Origin of the sequence: Streptomyces sp. WAC 04229, assembly GCF_003947455.1 — a bacterium.
In the GTDB taxonomy this organism is placed as follows: domain Bacteria; phylum Actinomycetota; class Actinomycetes; order Streptomycetales; family Streptomycetaceae; genus Streptomyces.
Genome location: NZ_QHJH01000029.1, coordinates 38,960 through 58,710 on the forward strand (window position 1 = coordinate 38,960; position 19,751 = coordinate 58,710).

18 protein-coding genes and 1 tRNA gene are annotated in these 19,751 nt (G+C 74.0%); 13 read left to right on the forward strand and 6 right to left on the reverse strand.

All coding sequences use genetic code 11. The features are described 5' to 3' along the window. Window positions 1-214 precede the first annotated feature (214 nt). Genes iolC through DMH12_RS11415 form a run of 5 tightly spaced genes read left to right on the forward strand, consistent with a single transcriptional unit; the run spans window position 215 to window position 5,687 of the window. Window positions 215-1,177, forward strand: coding sequence for a 5-dehydro-2-deoxygluconokinase (gene iolC, locus DMH12_RS11395; protein WP_125491455.1), 963 nt, complete (start codon window positions 215-217; stop codon window positions 1,175-1,177). A 13-nt stretch (window positions 1,178-1,190) separates the two neighbouring features. Next, a complete protein-coding gene (locus DMH12_RS11400) occupies window positions 1,191-2,078 on the forward strand; it encodes a deoxyribose-phosphate aldolase (RefSeq protein WP_125491456.1) in 888 nt (295 codons plus the stop codon). Window positions 2,079-2,101: 23 nt separating this feature from the next. Next, entirely contained in the window at window positions 2,102-2,998 is an 897-nt protein-coding gene (iolB, locus tag DMH12_RS11405; RefSeq protein WP_125491457.1) for a 5-deoxy-glucuronate isomerase, read from the forward strand. Continuing rightward, complete coding sequence (gene iolD / locus DMH12_RS11410; protein ID WP_125491458.1) at window positions 2,995-4,869, forward strand: 3D-(3,5/4)-trihydroxycyclohexane-1,2-dione acylhydrolase (decyclizing); 1,875 nt, start codon at window positions 2,995-2,997, stop codon at window positions 4,867-4,869. Before iolB ends, iolD begins: the two co-directional genes overlap by 4 nt. A gap of 32 nt (window positions 4,870-4,901) precedes the next feature. After that, window positions 4,902-5,687, forward strand: a complete 786-nt coding sequence (locus tag DMH12_RS11415) for a GntR family transcriptional regulator (protein WP_125491459.1) — start codon at window positions 4,902-4,904, stop codon at window positions 5,685-5,687. A 27-nt stretch (window positions 5,688-5,714) separates the two neighbouring features. Here DMH12_RS11415 and DMH12_RS11420 read toward each other — a convergent pair whose 3' ends face one another. Together DMH12_RS11420 and DMH12_RS11425 are read right to left on the reverse strand one after the other, a co-directional pair. Further along, window positions 5,715-7,070 carry a sensor histidine kinase gene (locus DMH12_RS11420; protein ID WP_399187077.1) on the reverse strand — a complete coding sequence of 452 codons (1,356 nt, stop codon included), beginning with the start codon at window positions 7,068-7,070 and terminating at the stop codon, window positions 5,715-5,717. A 17-nt stretch (window positions 7,071-7,087) separates the two neighbouring features. Then, window positions 7,088-7,774 (reverse strand): response regulator transcription factor, encoded by a 687-nt coding sequence (locus DMH12_RS11425; RefSeq protein ID WP_125491460.1) that lies wholly within the window; start codon window positions 7,772-7,774, stop codon window positions 7,088-7,090. A 138-nt stretch (window positions 7,775-7,912) separates the two neighbouring features. Between DMH12_RS11425 and DMH12_RS11430 the strand changes: the two genes are divergently transcribed. Further along, window positions 7,913-9,043: a glycosyltransferase gene (locus DMH12_RS11430; RefSeq protein ID WP_260474186.1), complete on the forward strand. Its 1,131-nt coding sequence runs from the start codon at window positions 7,913-7,915 to the stop codon at window positions 9,041-9,043. Next, on the forward strand, window positions 9,040-10,038 hold the full coding sequence (locus DMH12_RS11435) for a GDP-mannose 4,6-dehydratase (protein WP_125491462.1): 999 nt from the start codon (window positions 9,040-9,042) through the stop codon (window positions 10,036-10,038). Before DMH12_RS11430 ends, DMH12_RS11435 begins: the two co-directional genes overlap by 4 nt. Window positions 10,039-10,124: 86 nt before the next feature. On the opposite strand, the gene DMH12_RS11440 is transcribed toward DMH12_RS11435, so the two are convergent. Next, a tRNA-Pro gene (locus tag DMH12_RS11440) sits at window positions 10,125-10,198 on the reverse strand. A gap of 97 nt (window positions 10,199-10,295) precedes the next feature. On the opposite strand from DMH12_RS11440, the gene DMH12_RS11445 reads away from it, so the two are divergent. From DMH12_RS11445 to DMH12_RS11455, 3 genes are all read left to right on the forward strand, one after another. Continuing rightward, on the forward strand, window positions 10,296-10,811 hold the full coding sequence (locus tag DMH12_RS11445; RefSeq protein ID WP_125491463.1) for a DUF309 domain-containing protein: 516 nt from the start codon (window positions 10,296-10,298) through the stop codon (window positions 10,809-10,811). A gap of 64 nt (window positions 10,812-10,875) precedes the next feature. Beyond that, window positions 10,876-11,646, forward strand: coding sequence for a precorrin-6A synthase (deacetylating) (gene cobF / locus DMH12_RS11450; RefSeq protein WP_125491464.1), 771 nt, complete (start codon window positions 10,876-10,878; stop codon window positions 11,644-11,646). A 66-nt stretch (window positions 11,647-11,712) separates the two neighbouring features. Then, window positions 11,713-13,833 (forward strand): MDR family MFS transporter, encoded by a 2,121-nt coding sequence (locus DMH12_RS11455; RefSeq protein ID WP_185832260.1) that lies wholly within the window; start codon window positions 11,713-11,715, stop codon window positions 13,831-13,833. Here DMH12_RS11455 and DMH12_RS11460 read toward each other — a convergent pair. The 3 genes from DMH12_RS11460 to DMH12_RS11470 all read right to left on the reverse strand — a co-directional run bounded on the left by DMH12_RS11460 (window position 13,760) and on the right by DMH12_RS11470 (window position 17,416). Continuing rightward, window positions 13,760-14,539 carry a sulfite exporter TauE/SafE family protein gene (locus tag DMH12_RS11460; protein WP_125491466.1) on the reverse strand — a complete coding sequence of 260 codons (780 nt, stop codon included), beginning with the start codon at window positions 14,537-14,539 and terminating at the stop codon, window positions 13,760-13,762. The two genes, DMH12_RS11455 and DMH12_RS11460, sit on opposite strands and share 74 nt — an antisense overlap. 63 nt (window positions 14,540-14,602) lie before the next feature. Continuing rightward, a complete protein-coding gene (locus tag DMH12_RS11465) occupies window positions 14,603-16,141 on the reverse strand; it encodes a long-chain fatty acid--CoA ligase (RefSeq protein WP_125491467.1) in 1,539 nt (512 codons plus the stop codon). Between the two features lie 87 nt (window positions 16,142-16,228). Next, window positions 16,229-17,416, reverse strand: a complete 1,188-nt coding sequence (locus DMH12_RS11470) for a thiolase family protein (protein WP_125491468.1) — start codon at window positions 17,414-17,416, stop codon at window positions 16,229-16,231. 158 nt (window positions 17,417-17,574) lie between these two features. On the opposite strand from DMH12_RS11470, the gene DMH12_RS11475 reads away from it, so the two are divergent. The 3 genes from DMH12_RS11475 (at window position 17,575) to DMH12_RS11485 (ending at window position 19,448) form a co-directional block, all read left to right on the forward strand. Further along, a complete protein-coding gene (locus DMH12_RS11475; RefSeq protein WP_125491474.1) occupies window positions 17,575-18,384 on the forward strand; it encodes an alpha/beta hydrolase in 810 nt (269 codons plus the stop codon). A 78-nt stretch (window positions 18,385-18,462) separates the two neighbouring features. Beyond that, a complete protein-coding gene (locus DMH12_RS11480) occupies window positions 18,463-18,795 on the forward strand; it encodes a DUF3140 domain-containing protein (protein ID WP_125491469.1) in 333 nt (110 codons plus the stop codon). 2 nt (window positions 18,796-18,797) lie between these two features. Beyond that, window positions 18,798-19,448: an endonuclease gene (locus DMH12_RS11485; protein WP_125491470.1), complete on the forward strand. Its 651-nt coding sequence runs from the start codon at window positions 18,798-18,800 to the stop codon at window positions 19,446-19,448. Window positions 19,449-19,751: the final 303 nt, after the last annotated feature.

Below are 19,751 nucleotides of genomic sequence, written 5' to 3' on the forward strand. Positions count from 1 at the left end.
CGACTGTGCGACGGGAAGCCGTGTGCCAGACCAGAGAAGAACGGCTGTAGCGCTGGGACCGGATACAAGTCCTTGGGGCGCCCGCTGTCAATACTTTGTCAAGACATCATTTCACTCACAGGTCCGAATGTAAGTACAAACTATTGACAGCGTCGTCCAGGAGTCATACACCTGGGAGGCGGCAGGCCCCCGCCCAGCCCGAGGAGCGTCGCACATGGCCGAGTCAGTCCCGCGTTTCGATCTGATCACGATGGGCCGCATCGGGGTCGATCTCTATCCCTTGCAGACGGGCGTACCCCTGGCGGAGGTTGAGACCTTCGGCAAGTTTCTCGGCGGCTCGGCCTCGAACGTGGCGGTCGCCGCCGCCCGCCTCGGCCGCGCCACGGCCGTCATCACCCGGACCGGGGACGACCCGTTCGGCGGCTATCTGCACCGCGCGCTCCGGGAGTTCGGCGTCGACGACCGCTGGGTCACCCCCGTGGCCGCCCACCCGACCCCCGTGACCTTCTGCGAGATCTTCCCGCCGGACGACTTCCCCCTGTACTTCTACCGCCGCCCCAAGGCCCCCGACCTGGAGATCCACCCGGAGGAGCTGGACCTGGACGCGATCCGCGCCGCCCGCATCTTCTGGATCACCGGGACGGGGCTGAGCGAGGAGCCGAGCCGTGCGGCGACCCTGGCCGCGCTCGCCCACCGTGCCAAGTCCGGCACCACCGTCTTCGACCTCGACTGGCGGCCGATGTTCTGGGCCGATCCCGACCAGGCCCGCCCGTACTACGCCGAGGCGCTGCGGCACGCGACCGTCGCGGTCGGCAACCTGGACGAGTGCGAGATCGCCACCGGCGTCCGCGAGCCGCGGGCCTGCGCCGAGGCGCTGCTGGCCGCCGGTGTGGAGCTGGCCGTCGTCAAGCAGGGGCCGAAGGGCGTCCTGGCCGTGCACCGCGACGGCCGCGACGCCGAGGTGCCCCCGGTGCCGGTCGAGGTGGTCAACGGCCTCGGCGCGGGCGACGCGTTCGGCGGCTCGCTGTGCCACGGTCTCCTCTCCGGCTGGGAGCTGGAGCGGATCATGCGGTACGCCAACGCGGCCGGCGCCCTCGTCGCCTCCCGACTCGCCTGCTCCTCCGCGATGCCCACCGGGGCCGAGGTCGACGACCTCCTCGCGCGAGCCACTCCCTGAACGGAGCAACGCCTTGTCCCTCAGCATCCCCGACCTCACCGCGGTCAGAGCCCGGCGTCCGGAGGCGGTCGCCGAGGCCGCGGCCCGCCGTACCCGCCGGCCGCTGATCGGCGACTCCGGCCGGCTGATGATCGTGGCGGCCGACCATCCGGCCCGCGGCTCGCTCGGCGTCGGCGACCGGCGGCTCGCCATGGCCAACCGGGCCGACCTGCTGGAGCGCCTGTGCACCGCGCTGTCCCGGCCGGGCGTCGACGGCGTGCTCGCCACCGCCGACGTGCTGGACGACCTGCTGCTGCTCGGGGTGCTGGAGAACAAGGTCGTCATGGGGTCGATGAACCGCGGGGGTCTCGCGGGCGCCGCCTTCGAGATGGACGACCGCTTCACCGGTCACCGCGCCGAGGACCTCGCCCGGCTGCGCTTCGACGCGGGGAAGCTGCTGCTGCGCGTCGACTACGACGATCCCGGCTCGCTGGACACCATGGAGGCCGCCGCCCGCGCCGTGGACGCCATGGCGGAACGCCGGCTGCCGCTGTTCGTGGAGCCCTTCATCTCCCGGCGGGTCGACGGCCGGGTGCGCAACGACCTGTCCGCCGAGGCCGTCACCCGGTCCGTCGCCATCGCCTCCGGCCTCGGCGGCACCTCGGCCTACACCTGGCTGAAACTGCCCGTCACCGACGACCCGGAGGACATGGGTGAGGTCCTGGAGACCTCCACGCTGCCCGCCGTACTGCTCGGCGGCGACATAGGCGGCTCGCCCGCCGACCAGACGGCGGCCTACGAGCGCTGGCGCAAGGCGCTCAGGCTGCCCACCGTGCAGGGCATGGTCGTCGGCCGCTCGCTGCTCTACCCGGCCGAGGGCAGCGTCGAACAGGCGGTGGACACGGCCGTCGGACTGCTGTGACCGAAGAGACGGAGGAGCGGACGATGACCTATCACCTTCCCGCCGGCAAGGCGGCCGCGGACGGCCCGTACACCGTGGAGGTGACCCCCGAGAGCGCCGGCTGGGGCTACTCGGGACTGCGCGTGCTGACCCTGCCGCCCGGCGGCGGCCACACCTTCGACAGCGGCGAGAGCGAGTGGATCGTCCTGCCGCTGAGCGGCGGCTGCACCGTGGCAACCGCGGACGACTTCGGTCAGGAGACCTTCGAACTCACCGGCCGCGACGGCGTGTTCAGCGGGGTGAGTGACTTCGCATACGTGCCGCGCGACGCCCGTACGACCGTGACCTCTTCGGGCGGCGGCCGCTTCGCGCTCACCGGCGCCCGCTGCACCCGCCGCCTGCCCGCCCGCTACGGCCCGGCGTCCTCGGTCCCGGTGGAGCTGCGCGGCAGCGGGAACTGCTCGCGGCAGGTCAACAACTTCGGCGCGGCCGGGGTGTTCGAGTGCGACAGGCTGATCGCGGTCGAGGTGATCACCCCGGGCGGGAACTGGTCGTCGTTCCCGCCGCACAAGCACGACGAGCACCGTCCGGGCGAGGAGTCGGTGCTGGAGGAGATCTACTACTTCGAGTTCGCGGAACACGAGGGGACCCCCGGTCTCGGCTACCAGCGTGTCTCCCCCTCGGGGCGGGGGCGGGGCACGGACGTGCTCGCCGAGGTGCGCGACGGCGACGTGGTCCTCATCCCGGACGGCTGGCACGGACCGTCGATGGCGGTCCCCGGCCACGACATGTACTACCTGAACGTCATGGCGGGACCCGAGGCCGAACGCGCCTGGCTGATCTGCGACCACCCCGGGCACGCCTGGATCCGCGACACCTGGCCGGACCAGGCCGTCGACCCCCGACTCCCCCTCTACACCGCACCGGAGAGGTCCGCATGAGCGCCACCGGCACCCGCCGACTGACCACCGCCCAGGCCCTGGTGCGCTTCCTGGCCGCGCAGTACACCGAACGCGACGGCGTACGGCACCGCCTGATCGCCGGCACCTGGGGCATCTTCGGCCACGGCAACGTGGCGGGCGTCGGCCAGGCCCTCGTCGAGTACGGCGACGTCATGCCCTTCCACCAGGGGCGCAACGAACAGGCCATGGTGCACGCCGCCGTCGGGTACGCCCGGCAGCTCAACCGCCTCTCCGCACAGGCGGTGACGACGTCCATCGGCCCCGGCGCCACCAACCTGGTCACCGGCGCGGCCCTGGCGACCGTCAACCGCCTGCCGGTCCTGCTCCTGCCGGGCGACTACTTCGCCTCGCACGCCGCGGGCCCGCTGCTCCAGCAGCTGGAGCACCCGGTCGAGGCCGACGTGTCGGTCAACGACGCCCTGCGTCCCGTCTCCCGGTACTTCGACCGGATCAGCCGCCCCGAGGCGCTGCTCGCCTCCGCGCTGCGGGCGATGCGGGTGCTGGCGGACCCGGCCGAGACCGGCGCGGTCACCCTCGCGCTGCCGCAGGACGTGCAGGCGGAGGCGTTCGACTGGCCGGAGGAGTTCTTCGCCGACCGCGTCTGGCGGGTACGGCGGCCGGCGCCCGATCCCGAGGAGCTGACCGAGGCCGTCCGGGCGCTCCGCGCCGCCCGGCGCCCGCTGATCGTCGCGGGCGGCGGCGTCCACCACAGCGAGGCCGAGGCGGCGCTGACGGCGCTGGCCGACGCCACCGGCATCCCGGTCGCCTCCACCCAGGCCGGCAAGGGCGCCCTGCGCCACGACCATCCGGCCGACCTCGGCGGCATCGGCCACACCGGCACCGCCGTCGCCGACGACCTGGCCCGCACCGCCGACCTGGTGATCGGCGTCGGCACCCGCTACTCGGACTTCACCACGGCCTCCGGCACCCTCTTCCAGGCCCCGGACGTCCGCTTCCTGAACCTCAACATCACCGCCTTCGACGCCCACAAGCTCGCCGCCCGCACCCTCGTCTGCGACGCGCGGGCCGGGCTCACGGCGCTGACCGAGGCGCTGTCCGGCCACCGGGTGCCGTCGTCGTACGAGGACGAGTACCGGGCCGGCCGGTCCCGCTGGGAGGAGAAGGTGCGGGCCGCCTTCCGGGCCGACGACGACGGCGCCGTGCCGACCCAGACGCAGGTGCTGGGCGCGCTGGACGCGGTGGTCGGCGAAGAGGACGTGGTGATCAACGCGGCCGGTTCGCTCCCGGGCGACCTGCACAAGCTGTGGCGGTCCCGCTCGCCGCGCCAGTACCACCTGGAGTACGGCTATTCCTGCATGGGCTACGAGATCCCGGCCGCGCTCGGCGTCCAGCAGGCCGCGCCCGGCACGGCGGTGTGGGCCCTGGTGGGCGACGGCACGTACCTGATGAACCCGACCGAGATCGTCACCGCCGTTCAGGAGAACCTGCCGGTCAAGCTGGTCCTGGTGCAGAACCACGGCTACGCCTCGATCGGCGGCCTGTCCGAGTCGGTGGGCGCCGAGCGGTTCGGCACCGACTACCGCCACCGCGCCGCCGACGGCACCTTCACCGGCGCCCCGCTCCCCGTCGACCTCGCGGCCAACGCGGCCAGCCTCGGCATGGACGTGCTGCGCGCCAAGACCGTGCGGGAGCTGCGCGAGGCGCTGTCGACGGCCCGCGCGGCGACCCGCCCGACCTGCGTCCACGTCGAGACCGCAGCGGCCCGCGACGCCCTCCCGGCCGAGGCCTGGTGGGACGTGCCGGTGGCCGAGGTGTCGGCCCGCGAGCCCGTCAACGACGCCCGCGCGCGGTACGAGCACGCGGTCGCCGACCGCCGCCACCACCTCTGACACCCCGTCATCCACGCAACGGAGGTACGTCCATGGCGAAGACCGGCGACCGGGCACGTGCCGTGACCGCCCCCGCGCTGACCACCCTGGACTTCGCCCTCGACCGGAGCAGTCCCGTGCCGCTCTACTACCAGCTGGCCCAGCAGCTGGAGGGGGCGATAGAGCACGGCGTCCTCGCGCCGGGGAACCTGCTGGGCAACGAGGTCGATCTCTCGGTCCGGCTGGGCCTGTCCCGGCCGACCGTCCGGCAGGCCATCCAGTCCCTCGTCGACAAGGGCCTGCTGGTCCGGCGGCGCGGCGTCGGCACCCAGGTGGTGCACAGCCAGGTCAAGCGCCCGCTGGAACTGAGCAGCCTGTACGACGACCTGGAGGCGGCCGGGCAGGGCCCCGGCACCCGGGTGGTGCGCAACGAGGGCGTCCCGGCCCCCGCCGAAGCGGCGGCGGCGCTCGGCGTCGCGGAGGGCGACGAGGTCACCGTCCTGGAGCGGCTGCGCCTCACCCACGGCCAGCCGGTGGCGCTGCTGTGCAACTACCTTCCGGCGGGGCTGCTGGAACTCGACGGCACACGGCTGGAGTCGACCGGCCTGTACCGGCTGATGCGCGCGTCCGGGATCACCCTGCACAGCGCCCGCCAGACCGTCGGCGCCCGCATCGCCACCCGCGAGGAGGCCGACTGCCTCGACGAGCGGGAGGGCGCCGCGCTGCTGACCATGCGGCGCACCGCGTACGACGACACCGGGCGCCCGGTCGAGTACGGGACGCACATCTACCGCGCGTCCCGGTACGCCTTCGACTTCCAGCTGCTGGTCAGGACCTGACGTCTGACGCGGGCCGGTGGGCCGGTCTCAGAAGGCGAGCCGGAACAACGCCCCCGCGCCGGGGGCGCGCTCGGCGGTGAGTTCGGCGCCGTGGGTGCGGGCGATCTGGCGGGCCATGGCCAGTCCGAGGCCCGAACCGGGCAGCGCGCGGGCGGAGGGTGCCCGGTAGAAGCGGTCGAAGATGTGCGGCAGGTCCCGGTCGGCGATGCCGGGGCCGTGATCGCGCACGGTCAGCTCCCGTTCGGTCAGGGCGACCTCGACCGTGCCGCCGGGCGGGCTGAACTTGGCCGCGTTGTCCAGCAGGTTGCCGAGCAGCCGGGCCAGCCGGGCCGGGATGCCGGGGCGCAGCAGGCCGGCCGCGCGGTCGGTGACGTCCAGGGTGAAGGTGACGCCGGGCCAGCGTTCGCGGGCGCGGGTCAGGGCCTGCCGGGTGAGCGCGGCGAGGTCGATCTGTTCGAGGAGCGGTTGCGGTTCCTCGTCCCGGGCCAGCTCGATGAGGTCGTTCACCAGGGTGGTGACGTCCTCCAGTTGCCGGACCAGGGCGCCGGCCGCCCGTTCGCGCCGGTCGGCGGGCAGGCGGCCGGCGCGGGTGAGGAGTTCGGCGTTGGTCCGCAGCGCGGTCAGCGGGGTGCGCAGCTCGTGCGAGGCGTCGGCGATCAGCCGGCGCTGCGCCGTCACCGACCGCTCCAGCTCGTCGAGCATCGTGTTGAAGGTCGTCGCGAGCCGGGTGATCTCGTCGTCCCGGTGCCGGCCGGGACCCGGACCGGCGGGCAGGTCGATGCGGTGGCGCGGGTCGCGGGTGGCGGCGACCCGCTCCGCCGTGGCCGTGAGCCGGGTGACGGGGGCGAGGCCGGTCCGGGAGACGGCGTAGCCGAGCAGTCCGGCGACGACCACGCCCGCCGCGCCGATGCCGCCGAGCAGCCACGCGGCCTGGTGCACGCCGCGCTCGGCCACGTCGGAGCGGAGCGCGACCTGGACGGCGGTGCCGTCGCCGAACGTGGTGGTCAGCATGCGCGCGGGGTGCCCGTCGACGGTGATGTTCCGGTAGTACGGCGCGTGGCGGCCGGCGGCCACCTCGCGGACGGCCGGGGACACGGGCAGGACGTACGGCTCGGCCGGGTCGTCGGCCGGATCGGGCGGCACCGTCTGGGCACAGGCGGGGGCGCCCAGGAAGCGGCACTCGCCGCGGTGCACGGCGGGCCCGTCCTCCCGGCTCTGCTGGGCGACGAGGGTGGCCGACTGGGCGAGGTTCTGGTCGACCTGCTGGTAGAGCTTGTAGCGCAGGACGAAGAAGGCGGCCGTGCACACCCCTACGGTCACGAGGACGACGGCCGCCGACGCCGCCAGTGCCAGCCGGGACCGCAGCCGGCGCGGGCGTGGCAGGCGACGCCACGGCCCGTTCACGCCGCGCCCAGGCGGTAGCCGACCCCGTGCACGGTGTGCACCAGGCGCGGCTCGCCCTCCGCCTCCAGCTTGCGGCGCAGGTAACCGATGTAGACGGCCAGCGAGTTGGAGCCGGGGCCGAAGTCGTGTCCCCAGACCCGTTCGAAGAGGGTCTCCCGGGTGAGGACCTGCCCGGGGTGGAGCAGCAGCTGCTCCAGCAGCGCGTACTCGGTCCGGCTGAACTCGACGGCCCGCTCGCCGCGCCGCCCGGTCCGGGTCTCCGGGTCCACCACCAGGTCGGCGTACGACAGGAGGCCGCCCGGCTCCTGGGCGCCGGTGTCCGCCCGGCGCAGCAGGGCCCTCACCCGCGCGGTCAGCTCGTCCAGCGCGAACGGCTTGACCAGGTAGTCGTCGGCGCCGGCGTCCAGCCCGTCGACGCGTTCGCTCACCGAGTCCAGGGCGGTCAGCACCAGCACCGGGGTCCGGTCGCCGATGCCCCGCAGGCGGCGGCAGAACGCCAGGCCGTCCAGTACCGGCATCATCACGTCGACGACCACGGCGTCCGGCTGCCAGGCGGCGACCTCGGAGAGGGCGGCGAGGCCGTCGGCGGCACCCCGCACGGCGTAGCCCTCGACGGAGAGGCCGTCCTCGACGGCGGCCCGCACCTCGGGCTCGTCGTCGACCACCAGAATTCTTCTCAGCACGCGCCCAGCCTGCCAAAGGAGTGTCTTAAAACCTTCTTAGGCCGGCTTGTGACCGTGGCGGCCATGTTCGGATCCTCCTCCGGCCCGGCCCACGTGCCGCCCGCCGGACCTCACAGTCCCCCGCCCCGGCTGTCCGTGGTGATCGGCGCGGGCGGTACCGGTGGGCACATCTACCCCGGTCTCGCCCTCGCCGACGCGCTGCGCCGCGCCGTACCGGCCGCGGAGATCTCCTTCGTCGGCACCACCCGGGGCCTGGAGACCCGGCTCATCCCGCAGGCCGGGTACCGGCTGCACACCGTCGACATGATCCCCTTCGACCCGAGCCTCGGCGCCCGGCGCTACCTGCTGCCCTCGGCGCTGGTGCGGTCCGCCGGGCAGTGCCGGACGGTGCTGCGCGACCAGCGGGCCCAGGTGGCGGTCGGCATGGGCGGCTATCCGAGCGCCCCGGTGATCCTCGGGGCCCGCTGGTCGGGCCTCCCGAGCCTGATCCACGAGTCCAACGCCGTGCCGGGCCGCGCCAACCGTTTCGCCGCCCGGCTCACCCCGCACGTCACGGTCGCCTTCGACCGCTCCCGCTCGGGACTGGCCGGCGGCGAGAACGCCCGCGTCGTCGGCATGCCCATCGCGGCGGCCCTCGCCGGGCTGGACCGCGCCGCCCGGCGCCCCGGGGCACGGCGGGCGCTGGGGGTGCCGGACGGGGCGCGGCTCGTCGTCTTCAACGGCGGCAGCCTGGGCGCCGCGCGGCTCACCGAGGCCGCGACGGAGCTGGCCCGGCGCTGGCGGCGGCGCACCGACGTCCACCTGCTGATCAAGACCGGGCCGGACGCCCTGGAGGAGGCCGGGTTCCGGCTCGCGGGCAGCCCGGTGGCCCGCGTGGTGCCCTACCTCGACCACATGGACCAGGTGTACGCCGCCGCCGACCTGGTGGTCTGCCGGGCCGGTTCGGCGACGGTCGCCGAACTCGCCAGCACCGGCGTACCCGCGGTGCTCGTGCCCTACCCGCACGCGCCCGGCGACCACCAGACGCACAACGCGCGGGTGCTGACCGACGCCGGGGCCGGCCTGCTGCTGTCCGACGCCGAGACCTCGGCGGCGCGGCTGGCCGAACTGATCGAACCGCTGCTGGCCGATCCCGCCCGGCTCGCGGCGATGGAGTCGGCCGCCGACCCCGGCCCGCACGCGTACGCCGCCGACCTGCTCGCCGCCGAGGTCCTGCGCCTCGCCGGCCACCCCCTGCCGACCCTCGACCCCCTGGAGCGCACCCCGTGAACCACACCCCCGACTGGACCGGCCGCGAGGTCCTGGTCACCGGAGCCGAGGGCTTCATCGGCTCGGCCCTGGTCGACCTGCTCGTCGCCCGGGGCGCCCGGGTCCGGGCGTTCACGCACTACAAGCCGTACGCCGAGAAGGGCCACCTCGCCCACCTCCTCGGCCACCCGCTGGTCACGACGGTCACCGGCGACGTCCGCGACGCCGGCCGCGTGACGGACGCCGTCGACGGCTGCGACACCGTCTTCCACCTCGCCGCGCTGATCGGCATCCCGTACAGCTACGACTCGCCCGGCGCCTACGTCCAGACGAACGTCGTCGGCACCGAGAACATCGCCGAGGCCTGCCGGCGCCACCAGGTGCGCCGCCTGGTGCACACCTCCACCAGCGAGGTGTACGGCACCGCCCGCACGGCGCCGATCAGCGAGAGCCACCCGCTGCAGCCGCAGTCGCCGTACTCCGCGTCCAAGATCGGCGCCGACATGATGGCGCTCTCCCACTGGCACGCCTTCGAACTGCCGGTCACCGTGGTGCGCCCCTTCAACACCTACGGCCCCCGGCAGTCCGCCCGCGCGGTGATCCCGGCCATCCTCGCCCAACTGCACTCCGGGGCCCGCACCATCAGGCTCGGCTCGCTCACGCCCACCCGGGACTTCACCTACGTCACCGACACGGCGCGGGGCTTCCTGGCGATGGCCGACTGCGACCGGGCTCTCGGGCAGGTGGTCAACCTCGGCTCGGGCCGGGAGATTTCCATCGGCGACCTGGCGCAGGCCCTCACCGTCGCCGCGGGCACCGACGCGGAGATCGTCGTGGACCCCGCGCGGCTGCGCCCGAGCGGCAGCGAGGTCCAGCGCCTCCTGTCCGACAACTCCCGCGCCCGCCGGTGGGCGGGCTGGGAGCCGCAGGTCGGCCTGGCGGACGGGCTGCGCCGCACGTCGGCGTGGGTGAAGGAGCACCTGGATCTGTTCGCGGCGGAGCGCTACCAGGTCTGACCCGGCGGTCCCGCGGCCGTGGCGGACGGGAATGTGCGAAGGACCTCCGCGGGCTCATGCCCGCGGAGGTCCTTCTTCGGTCACCGTCGGGACGACAGGATTTGAACCTGCGACCCCTTGACCCCCAGTCAAGTGCGCTACCAAGCTGCGCCACGTCCCGGTGCCCACGCGCGGTGCGACCGCGCGATCACGCGACAGCACCTTACCGCACCCACCGGGCCACGCCTAAGCGGGACGGGCGGGGGACAATCGGCCGTATGGACAGCACAGCATCGGACCGCCCGGCCGGCGCCCGCGACCGGGACGAGGAGGGGCGGGCGCGCAACGCCCGGCCGCGCGACGGGCTGGGGCGCCCGCTGCCGTACGGCGCGGACGGCGTCGCCCGTCAGCCGGAGGGCGTCGTACGGGCGCCGGAAGCGACGGTCGCCGAGGCGCAGCGGCTGCTGGACGAGGGGAAGCCGTTCCACGCGCACGAGGTCTTCGAGGACGCCTGGAAGTCGGGCCCCGAGGAGGAGCGGCAGCTGTGGCGCGGGATGGCCCAGCTGGCGGTGGGGCTCACGCACGCGGCCCGGGGGAACGGCACCGGCGGGGCCAGGCTGCTGCGGCGCGGGGCGGGCGCCGTGACGGAGTGGGCGGCGTCGGACGCCGGACGGGAACGGCCGTACGGGCTGGATCTCGGCGCGGTCGCCGGGTGGGCCGTGGAGCTGGCGGGGGACGTGGAGGAGGGCGCGTCCGTGGACGCGGGGGCGCGGGCGCCGCGGCTGCGGGGCTGACCCGCGCGGGCCGGACCGGCGGCCCGGGCCGGGGGCTGTCGGTGGCGTACGGCAGACTCGTGGGGTGCGGAAGATTCATGTGATCGGTATCGGTGCGGGCGACCCCGACCAGCTGACCCTGCAGGCGGTCAGGGCGATGCGCGGCACGGACGTGTTCTTCGTCCTGGGCAAGGGCGAGGTGAAGGACGACCTGGTGCGGCTGCGCCGGGACCTGCTGGAGACGCACGTGCCGGAAGGCACGTACCGGGTCGTCGAGGCCCGGGACCCGGAGCGGGACCGGAGCGCGGAGGGCGCGGCGTACTCCCCCGCCGTCGAGGACTGGCGCCTGGCCCGCGCCGGCATCTACGAACGGCTGATCGCCGAGGAGCTGGGCGAGGACGAGAGCGGCGCGTTCCTGGTGTGGGGCGACCCGTCGCTGTACGACAGCACGCTGGGCATCCTGGAGGAGGTCCTGGGGCGCGGCACGGTGGCGTTCGAGTACGACGTGGTGCCCGGCATCAGCAGCGTCTCGTCACTGGCCGCCCGGCACCGGACGGGGCTGAACCGGGTGGCGCGGCCGGTGCAGATCACCACCGGGCGGCGGCTCGCGGAGGGCTTCCCCGAGGGCGTCGACGACGTCGTGGTGATGCTGGACGCCCACCAGACCTTCCGGCGGTACGCGGACCAGGACCTCGACATCTACTGGGGCGCCTACCTGGGCACCCCGGACGAGATCCTCGACTCGGGTCCGGTCGCCGAGGCCGGTCCGCGCATCGAGCGGCTGCGCGCCGAGGCGCGGGAGCGCAAGGGCTGGATCATGGACACGTACCTGCTGCGGCGGCGCCCCAGAGCCTAGGCTCCGGCGCACCCGGGCGGACCGTCCCCACATGCGTGGCAGCTGCACGGGTGTGATCGTGACCTCGTGACAGTCGCCGAGGAAGCGCCACGGACCGCCGCCGCACAGCCGCCCGTGCTGGACCGGCGGCGGCGCAACGTCGTCTTCGTCACGATCATGCTCGGGCTGCTGCTGGCGGCCCTGGACCAGACGATCGTCGGCACCGCGCTGCCGACGATCGTGTCGGACCTGGGCGGCGCATCCCACATGTCGTGGGTGGTGACGTCGTACCTGCTCGCGGAGACCGTGGCGACGGTGCTGGTCGGCAAGTTCGGCGACCTGTTCGGCCGCAAGGTGGTCTTCCAGGTCTCGGCGGTCGTCTTCATCACCGGGTCGTTCCTGTGCGGCCTGGCGACCAGCATGCCGCTGCTGATCACGTGGCGGGCGATGCAGGGCATCGGCGCGGGCGGCCTGATGGTGACGGCGATGGCGCTGATCGCGGACGTGATCCCGCTGCGGGAGCGCGGCAAGTACCAGGGCGCCATCGGCGCGGTGTTCGGGGTCTCGACGGTCATCGGGCCACTGCTGGGCGGGCTGTTCACCGACCATCTCTCGTGGCGCTGGGCGTTCTACGTCAACGTGCCCATCGCGATCGCCGTCGTGATCGCCGCGGCCCGCACCATCCCGGTGGTGAAGTCGGCCGTCCGGCCCGTCATCGACTACCTGGGCATCGCGCTGGTCGCGGTGGGCGCGAGCGCGCTGATCCTGGCGACCAGCTGGGGCGGCAACGAGTACGCGTGGGGCTCGGGCGTGATCCTGGGCCTGTTCGCGGGCGGGCTGGTCGCGCTCGCGCTGTTCTGCCTGGTGGAGCTGCGGGCGGCCGAACCGATGCTGCCGATGCGGCTGTTCGCCAACCCGGTGTTCACGGTCTGCTCGGTGCTCAGTTTCATCGTCGGCTTCGCGATGCTCGGCGCGCTGACGTACCTGCCGACCTACCTCCAGTACGTCGACGGCGACTCGGCGACCGTCTCCGGGGTGCGGACGCTGCCGATGGTGGCGGGGCTGCTGATCGCCTCGGTCTTCAGCGGCAGCGTCGTCAGCCGGACGGGACGGTACCGGCTGTTCCCGATCGCGGGCACGCTGGTGATGGGCGTCGGCCTGTACCTGATGTCGCTGATGGACCCGTCGACCGGCGCCGTCCTGGAGTCGCTGTACATGTTCGTGCTGGGCACGGGCATCGGCCTGTCCATGCAGGTGCTGATCATCGCCGTGCAGAACACCGTCGACTACGCCGACCTCGGCACCGCGACCTCCGGCGTCACCTTCTTCCGCACCCTGGGCAGCTCCTTCGGAACCGCCGTGTTCGGCACCATCTACGTCAACGCCCTCGGCCCCAACCTGCGCGACGGCGTCGCCGAGGCCGCCCGCACGGGCGCCGCCGACCCGTCGGCGATCGGCCGGGCGGCGACCAGTCCGGAGGGCGTGCACGGGCTGCCCGCCGAGACGTCGGCGCCGATCGTCGGGGCGTACGCGGACACCATCCAGACGGTGTTCCTGTGGACGGTGCCGGTCGCGGCGGTCGGCTTCCTGGTGGCCCTGTTCCTCAAGCAGGTCCAGCTGCGCGACAGCGCCCGCGCGGGCTCCACGGACATGGGCGAGGGCTTCGCGTCCCCGCACGACGCCGACAACAGGCGCACCCTGGAGGCCTCGGTCGGGAAGATCATCGGCGGTACGGAGCTGGACACCGCGCGCCGGATCATCGCCGAGAGCGACACCCGGCTCGACGTCGCCGGCGCCTGGGCCGTGATGCAGGTCGAGCTGTTCACCCGCCTGGTCGGGCACGCCAGCCTGGGGCTGATCGCCGCCCGCCGGCGGCTGCCGCCCGAGGTGCTGCTGCCGGTCTTCGACCGGATGGTCGAGGAGGGCTTCCTGACCCGGCACGGCTCCCTGCTCTCCCACACCGACGCGGGCGCCCGCGAGGCCCTGGTCATCGGGCGGGCGTGGGCCACCTGGCTGGAGCGCCGGGTGGAGCAGGACATCGGCCGGCCCACCGGCACCGAACTGCGCGCCGCCGTCGACGCCATCGCCAAGCGCCTTCTGGTGGAGGACCTGAGCAACGGCCTGCCGCGGCGCCTCACGCCAGCAGGAGCTGCAGCCCGCCCACGATCGTCGCCGCGATCACCAGACGCTCGAACAGGCGCTGGTTGATCCGGGTCACCGCCCACTTGCCGAGGAACGCGCCGGGCACCACGAACACGACCAGCGCGGCGTCGAGGAGCAGTGAACGGCCATCGATCAGGCCGAGGCCGGCGCTGAAGGGCACCTTGGAGACGTTGACGATCAGGAAGAAGAACGCCGAGGTGCCCAGGAAGCCGAGCTTGCGGAAGCCCGCGGAGAGCAGGTACATCGACATCACCGGGCCGCCCGCGTTGGCGACCATCGTGGTGAAGCCGCCGAGGACGCCGTACGAACGGGCCTTGACCCGTCCGGCCCGCGAGGCCGTGCCGTCGCCCTCGGGCGGGTCGGACGCGTCGGCCTGTCTTCTGCGCCACACCGTCACCCCGGCCATGAGCAGCAGGATCACGCCGATCGAGGTCCGGACGATCGCGTCGTCCGCCCACACCAGGAACAGGGTGCCCACGGCCACGCCGACCGCCACGGCGGGGAACAGCCGCCACAGCGTGGGCCAGTGCGCATGCCGCCGGTAGGTGAGGACGGCCAGGACGTCCCCGGCGATCAGGACGGGCAGCAGGATGCCGGTGGAGGCGCGGGCGGGCAGGACCGCGGCGAAGATCGCGAGACTGACCGTGTTGGCCCCGCTCACGGCGGTCTTGGAGAAACCGACGAGCAGGGCCGCGAAGGCGAGTGCCGCGAACTCCCAGCCGGTGAGGTGCCAGAGCGTCATGGTGTCCATTGCGGCCACTGATGCTATGCGCACTCAACCGGTCCGCGTAAGCACCGTCTCGCCAGTCGGTCCTTAGCTGGCCGGCGGTCCCTGGAGCTGGGCGTGGTCCACGTAGCGGGCCCGCAGTTCCCGCTTCAGCACCTTCATGCTCGGCCCGAGCGGCAGCGCGTCCGCGAACTCCACCCGGCGCGGGTACTTGTACCGGCCGAGGTGCCCCTTGGACCACTCGGTGATCCCGGCCGCGTCCGGCGTCGCGCCCGGCTCGGGGACGACGACGGCGCACACCTCCTCGCCGTGGAGTTCGTCCGGGAGGCCGATGACGGCGACGTGCGCGATGCCGGGGTGGCGCATCAGCACCTCCTCGACCTCCCGCGGGTAGACGTTGTAGCCACCCCGGATGATGACGTCCTTCTTCCGGTCGACGATGCGCAGGAACCCCTCGCCGTCCTTGGTGCCGAGGTCGCCGGTGCGGAACCAGCCGTCGACCAGCGCCTCGGCGGTGGCCTCCGGGCGGCCGAGGTAGCCGGAGAAGACGTTGTGGCCGCGTACGACGACCTCCCCCAGCTCACCGGGCGGCAGCAGCACGACACGGCCCTCGACGTCCGCCTGGGCGATCTCCACGTCCACGCCCCACAGCGGGTGGCCGATGGTGCCGGGCCTGGTCCCGAACACGGGCTGGTTCACTGCCGCCGCGGGCGAGGTCTCCGACAGCCCGTACCCCTCGTGGACGCGCGCGCCGAACGCCTCCTCGAACCGCTCCAGCACCGCCACCGGCAGCGAGGCGCCGCCGGAGACGCACACCCGCAGGTCGGGCAGGGCGCCGGCGTCGCCCGCCGCGGCGGCGAGGGCGACGAACATGGTCGGCACCCCGTGGAAGGTGTTGACCCTCTCCTCGGCCATCAGCTCGATCGCGCGCGCCGCGTCGAAGCGGGGCAGCAGGACCAGGGTGGCCCCCGCCCGCCAGGTCGAGTTGAGGGAGACGGTCTGGCCGAAGGCGTGGAAAAGCGGCAGCGCGCCGAGCGCGATGTCGTCGGGCCGGATGTCGTTGGCGTCGAAGGCGTTGACGGTCGCGTTCATCACCAGGTTGAAGTGGCTGAGCACCGCGCCCTTGGGGACACCGGTGGTGCCGCTGGTGTAGAAGACCACAGCCGGGTCGTCGGCGTCGCGGGTGACGTACGTGGGCAGCGGCTCGGCGGCGGCGGCGAGCCTGCCGAACTCGTCGCCGAGGGTGATCATCCGTACGCCCGTCTCCCGCGCGGCGGCCGTGCCCGTCCCGGCCTGGGCGGGGTGGCACAGCAGCAGCGTGGCGCCGCTGTCGCGCAGGACGTGCTCGACCTCGGCGGCCGACAGCAGCAGGTGCACGGGCACGACGACGCCACCGGCGGCGGCGATCGCGTAGTACGCCTGCGGGAAGTCGGCGGTGTTCGGTGCCATCAGCGCGACCCGGTCCCCCGGCCGGACGCCGAGGCCGGTCAGCGCGCCGGCCTGCGCCCGCGCCCGCCGCCACACCTCGGCGAAGGAGAGCCGCAGGCCGCCCTCGACCAGCGCCTCCTTGTCGGGACGGCGCCGGGCGTTCTCGGCGAGGATGGCGGCGACGGAGAGGGTTGCCATGGGGTGTTGCTCCGTTCCTTGCTGCGGCTCTGCGGAGAGGTGCGGCGTACCTGCGGCCGGGTCGTGTCCGAACCTTGCGGACAAGGCCTAGTGCCGTTCGACGAGCACCGCGCTGCCCTGCCCCACGCCGACGCACATGGTGGCCAGCCCGCGGGCCGCTCCGGTGCGGCGCATGCGGTGGAGCAGGGTGGTGAGGATGCGGGCGCCGGAGCAGCCGAGCGGGTGGCCCAGCGCGATGGCGCCGCCGGTGGGGTTGACCAGGCCGGGGTCGATGCCGAGCTGGTCGACGCAGGCGAGGGCCTGGGCGGCGAACGCCTCGTTGAACTCGGCCTCGGCCAGGTCGTCGACGCTCCAGCCGGCCCGGGCGAGGACCTTGCGGGTGGCGGGGACCGGGCCGATGCCCATGACGTCCGGGTGGACGCCGGCCGAGCCGCCGGCGACGTAGCGGCCCAGCGACTCCAGGCCCAGCTCGTTCAGGGCCTCCTCGCTGACCAGGAGGAGTCCGGCGGCGCCGTCGTTCATCGGGGAGGCGTTGCCCGCGGTGACCGTGCCGCCGGGGCGGAAGACGGGCTTGAGGCGGCCCAGCTTCTCCAGCGAGGTGTCCTCGCGGACGCATTCGTCGGCGTCGACGACCACCCCGTCGGGGCGCTCGACGGGGAGGATCTCGTCGTCGAAGCACCCGTTCTTGCGGGCCTCGGCGGCGAGCCGGTGGCTGCGCAGGGCGAACTCGTCCTGGCGCTCGCGCGGGATGCCGTACCGCCCGGCGACCTCCTCGGCGGTCTCACCCATCGCCAGCAGTCCGTGCAGGTCCTTCATCGCCGGGTTGACCAGGCGCCAGCCGAGCCGGGTGTCGACGGTCTCGATGCGGTGCGGCAGTGCCTCGTCGGGGCGGGGCAGCACGAAGGGGGCGCGGCTCATCGACTCGGAGCCGCCCGCGAGCACGACGTCCGCCTCTCCCGCGGCGACGGTGCGGGCGGCGGTGGTGACGGCCTCCAGGCCGGAGGCGCACAGCCGGTTGACGGTGGCGCCGGGGACGGACTCGGGCAGGCCCGCGAGGAGGGCGGCCATCCGGGCCACGTTGCGGTTGTCCTCGCCGGCCTGATTGGCGGCGCCCCAGTACACGTCGTCGACGCGGGCGGGGTCGAGCGCGGGCACGTCGGCGACCAGGCCCCGGATCACGGCGGCGGCGAGGTCGTCGGGCCGCACGGAGGACAGGGCACCGCGCAGCTTGCCGATCGGGGTGCGGCGGGCGGCCGCGAAGTGGACGGGACGCACGAGGGACTCCTGACCGTCGTCGCCCGGTCGCCGGACGGCACGCCGCCGGACGAGGGGCACACGACATTAATTAGCACTGCTAGTTTTGGACTATAGACCGCCGGACCGCTCCCTGGGAAGATCCTCCGGTGACCTTCACCGACGCAGCCGGAGGAGCCATGGCCGAGGCCCGCGCACACGACCTGCCCGGAACACGGGGACGGATCACCGCCCGCGAGTGGCCCGCGGACCGGCCCAGGTACGTGGCGCTGCTGGTGCACGGCTACGGCGAGCACGTCGGGCGCTACGAGGAGGTGGCCGGTGTCCTGGCCGGACACGGCGCGGCGGTCTGGGGGCTCGACCACACCGGACACGGCCGGTCCGACGGCGAGCGGGTGCTGGTCGAGGACTTCGAGGACGTGGTCACCGACGTGCACTCCGTGGCCGCACGGGCCCGCGCCGCCCACCCGGACCTCCCGTTCGTCGTGATCGGCCACTCCATGGGCGGCCTGATCGCCTCCCGCTACGCCCAGCGCCACCCCGGCGGACTGACCGCGCTGGTACTGTCCGGGCCGGTCATCGGCGACTGGGAGCTGCCGCGCCGGCTGCTCGCCCTGCCGGAGATCCCCGACATCCCGATCAGCCCGGCCTCGCTCTCCCGCGATCCGGCCGTCGGCGCGGCGTACGCGGCGGACCCGCTGGTCTGGCACGGCCCGATGAAGCGGCCGACCCTGGAGGCCTTCGTGCGGACCCTGGGGAAGGTGGCCGAGGAGGGCGACGTCGGCCCGCTGCCCCTGCTGTGGGTGCACGGGGACGACGACCGCCTGGTGCCGCTGCCGGGCAGCCGCCCGGGCGTCGAGGCGCTGAGCGGCGGCGACCTGACCGAGCGGATCTATCCGGGCGCCCGGCACGAGCTGTTCAACGAGACCAACCGCGCCGAGGTCTTCGCCGACGTCACCCGCTTCCTGGACGGTGTGCTCGCCCGCTGACCGGGCGGCGCGTTTGCCGCTCCGCCCCTCGGGCACCCGCGCCTACGCACGTACGCACGACGAACTGAGGGGCACCTCATGGCCGACGCCCTCGAACTCGACGCGCTGTGGGAGGACTTCCACCGCGTGGTGAACATGACCTCCGCGGAACTCGCGGACTGGCTCCGGATACGCGACTCCGGTGAGCTGACCGAGCCGCTGCCGGACGACGCGGGACCGCCGCTGGGCCGGCACGTCCTGTCGATCCTCCAGAAGCGGCGCACCGACCTCACGGAGGACGACCTGGGCGCGATGCGCGAGGTCGTGGACACCGTGACGGAGCAGGCGGACCTGGAGAACGAGCCCCGGTCCGACGACACCGCGCTCCGGCACCGTCTGATGACGGTCGGCCACGACCCGCTGAAGCCCTAGCCGTGAGCCCCGGCCAACGGCAGATCGTGCGCGCGCTCGTCGACGCGCACGGGCGGACGTACGCCGAGGAGGCGGGCATCCGGCTCAGGGACACCCCGCAGCCGCTGTACCGGCTGCTGGTCCTCTCCCACCTGCTGAGCGCCCGCATCCGCGGCTCGATCGCGGTGGCCACCGCGCGCGCCCTGTACGACGCGGGGCTGCGGAACCCGCGGCGCATGGCCGACGCCGACTGGCAGGAGCGGGTGGACGCCCTCGGCCGGGGCGGCTACCGGCGCTACGACGAGCGCACCGCCACCCAGCTCGGCGAGGCCGCCGCACTGCTGACCGAGCGGTGGGGCGGCGACCTGCGCCGGCTCCGCGAGGAGGCGGACGGCGACCTCGCCGAGGTACGGCGGCTGCTCCGGGAGTTTCCCGGGGTGGGGCCGACCGGGGCGGACATCTTCCTGCGCGAGGCCCAGCTCGTCTGGCCGGAGGCGGGCCCCACCCTGGACCGCAAGGCCCTCCAGGGCGCGGAACGCCTCGGCCTGCCGTCCGACCCGGACCGGCTCCTCGGCCTCGCCGGGACGACGGAACCGGCCGTCCTCGCGGCCGCGCTGGTGCGCGCCGCGGTGGACAAGGACGTCGCCGAGGACACCCTGGAACGCGCGGGCTGAGCCCGGCCGCCCGGCCCCGGGTCACGTCACCCGGACAGCTGTGTGCGCTGGTGGGCCCGCGGTCGCGGTGATGCGCTGAGGACACCGTTCCCGTTCCAGGAGGCATCCCGCGATGAGCCGTCGACCCTCCCGCCCCGCCCGCCGTCAGGGCGGAGGCCACGAGGCGGGCGGGGCGGGCGGGGGGGCGGCGCCTCGCGGGGTGGCGCCGGGGACGGGGACGGCGTGCTCAACGCCGCACCGCAGCAGCGGGGCCGCCAGGGCGCCCGACTCGCCGGGCTGGGCGAGCCGGGGGCGGGGGGCCGG

What these genes read in the sequence shown, in the direction of transcription:
- iolB (WP_125491457.1), top strand. Translation starts at nt 2,102, where the DNA reads ATGACCTATCACCTTCCCGCCGGCAAGGCGGCCGCGGACGGCCCGTAC.
- iolC (WP_125491455.1), top strand. Translation starts at nt 215, where the DNA reads ATGGCCGAGTCAGTCCCGCGTTTCGATCTGATCACGATGGGCCGCATC.
- DMH12_RS11480 (WP_125491469.1), top strand. Translation starts at nt 18,463, where the DNA reads ATGGCCGACGCCCTCGAACTCGACGCGCTGTGGGAGGACTTCCACCGC.
- DMH12_RS11460 (WP_125491466.1), bottom strand. Translation starts at nt 14,539, where the DNA reads ATGGACACCATGACGCTCTGGCACCTCACCGGCTGGGAGTTCGCGGCA.
- DMH12_RS11465 (WP_125491467.1), bottom strand. Translation starts at nt 16,141, where the DNA reads ATGGCAACCCTCTCCGTCGCCGCCATCCTCGCCGAGAACGCCCGGCGC.
- DMH12_RS11475 (WP_125491474.1), top strand. Translation starts at nt 17,575, where the DNA reads ATGGCCGAGGCCCGCGCACACGACCTGCCCGGAACACGGGGACGGATC.
- DMH12_RS11415 (WP_125491459.1), top strand. Translation starts at nt 4,902, where the DNA reads ATGGCGAAGACCGGCGACCGGGCACGTGCCGTGACCGCCCCCGCGCTG.
- DMH12_RS11445 (WP_125491463.1), top strand. Translation starts at nt 10,296, where the DNA reads ATGGACAGCACAGCATCGGACCGCCCGGCCGGCGCCCGCGACCGGGAC.
- iolD (WP_125491458.1), top strand. Translation starts at nt 2,995, where the DNA reads ATGAGCGCCACCGGCACCCGCCGACTGACCACCGCCCAGGCCCTGGTG.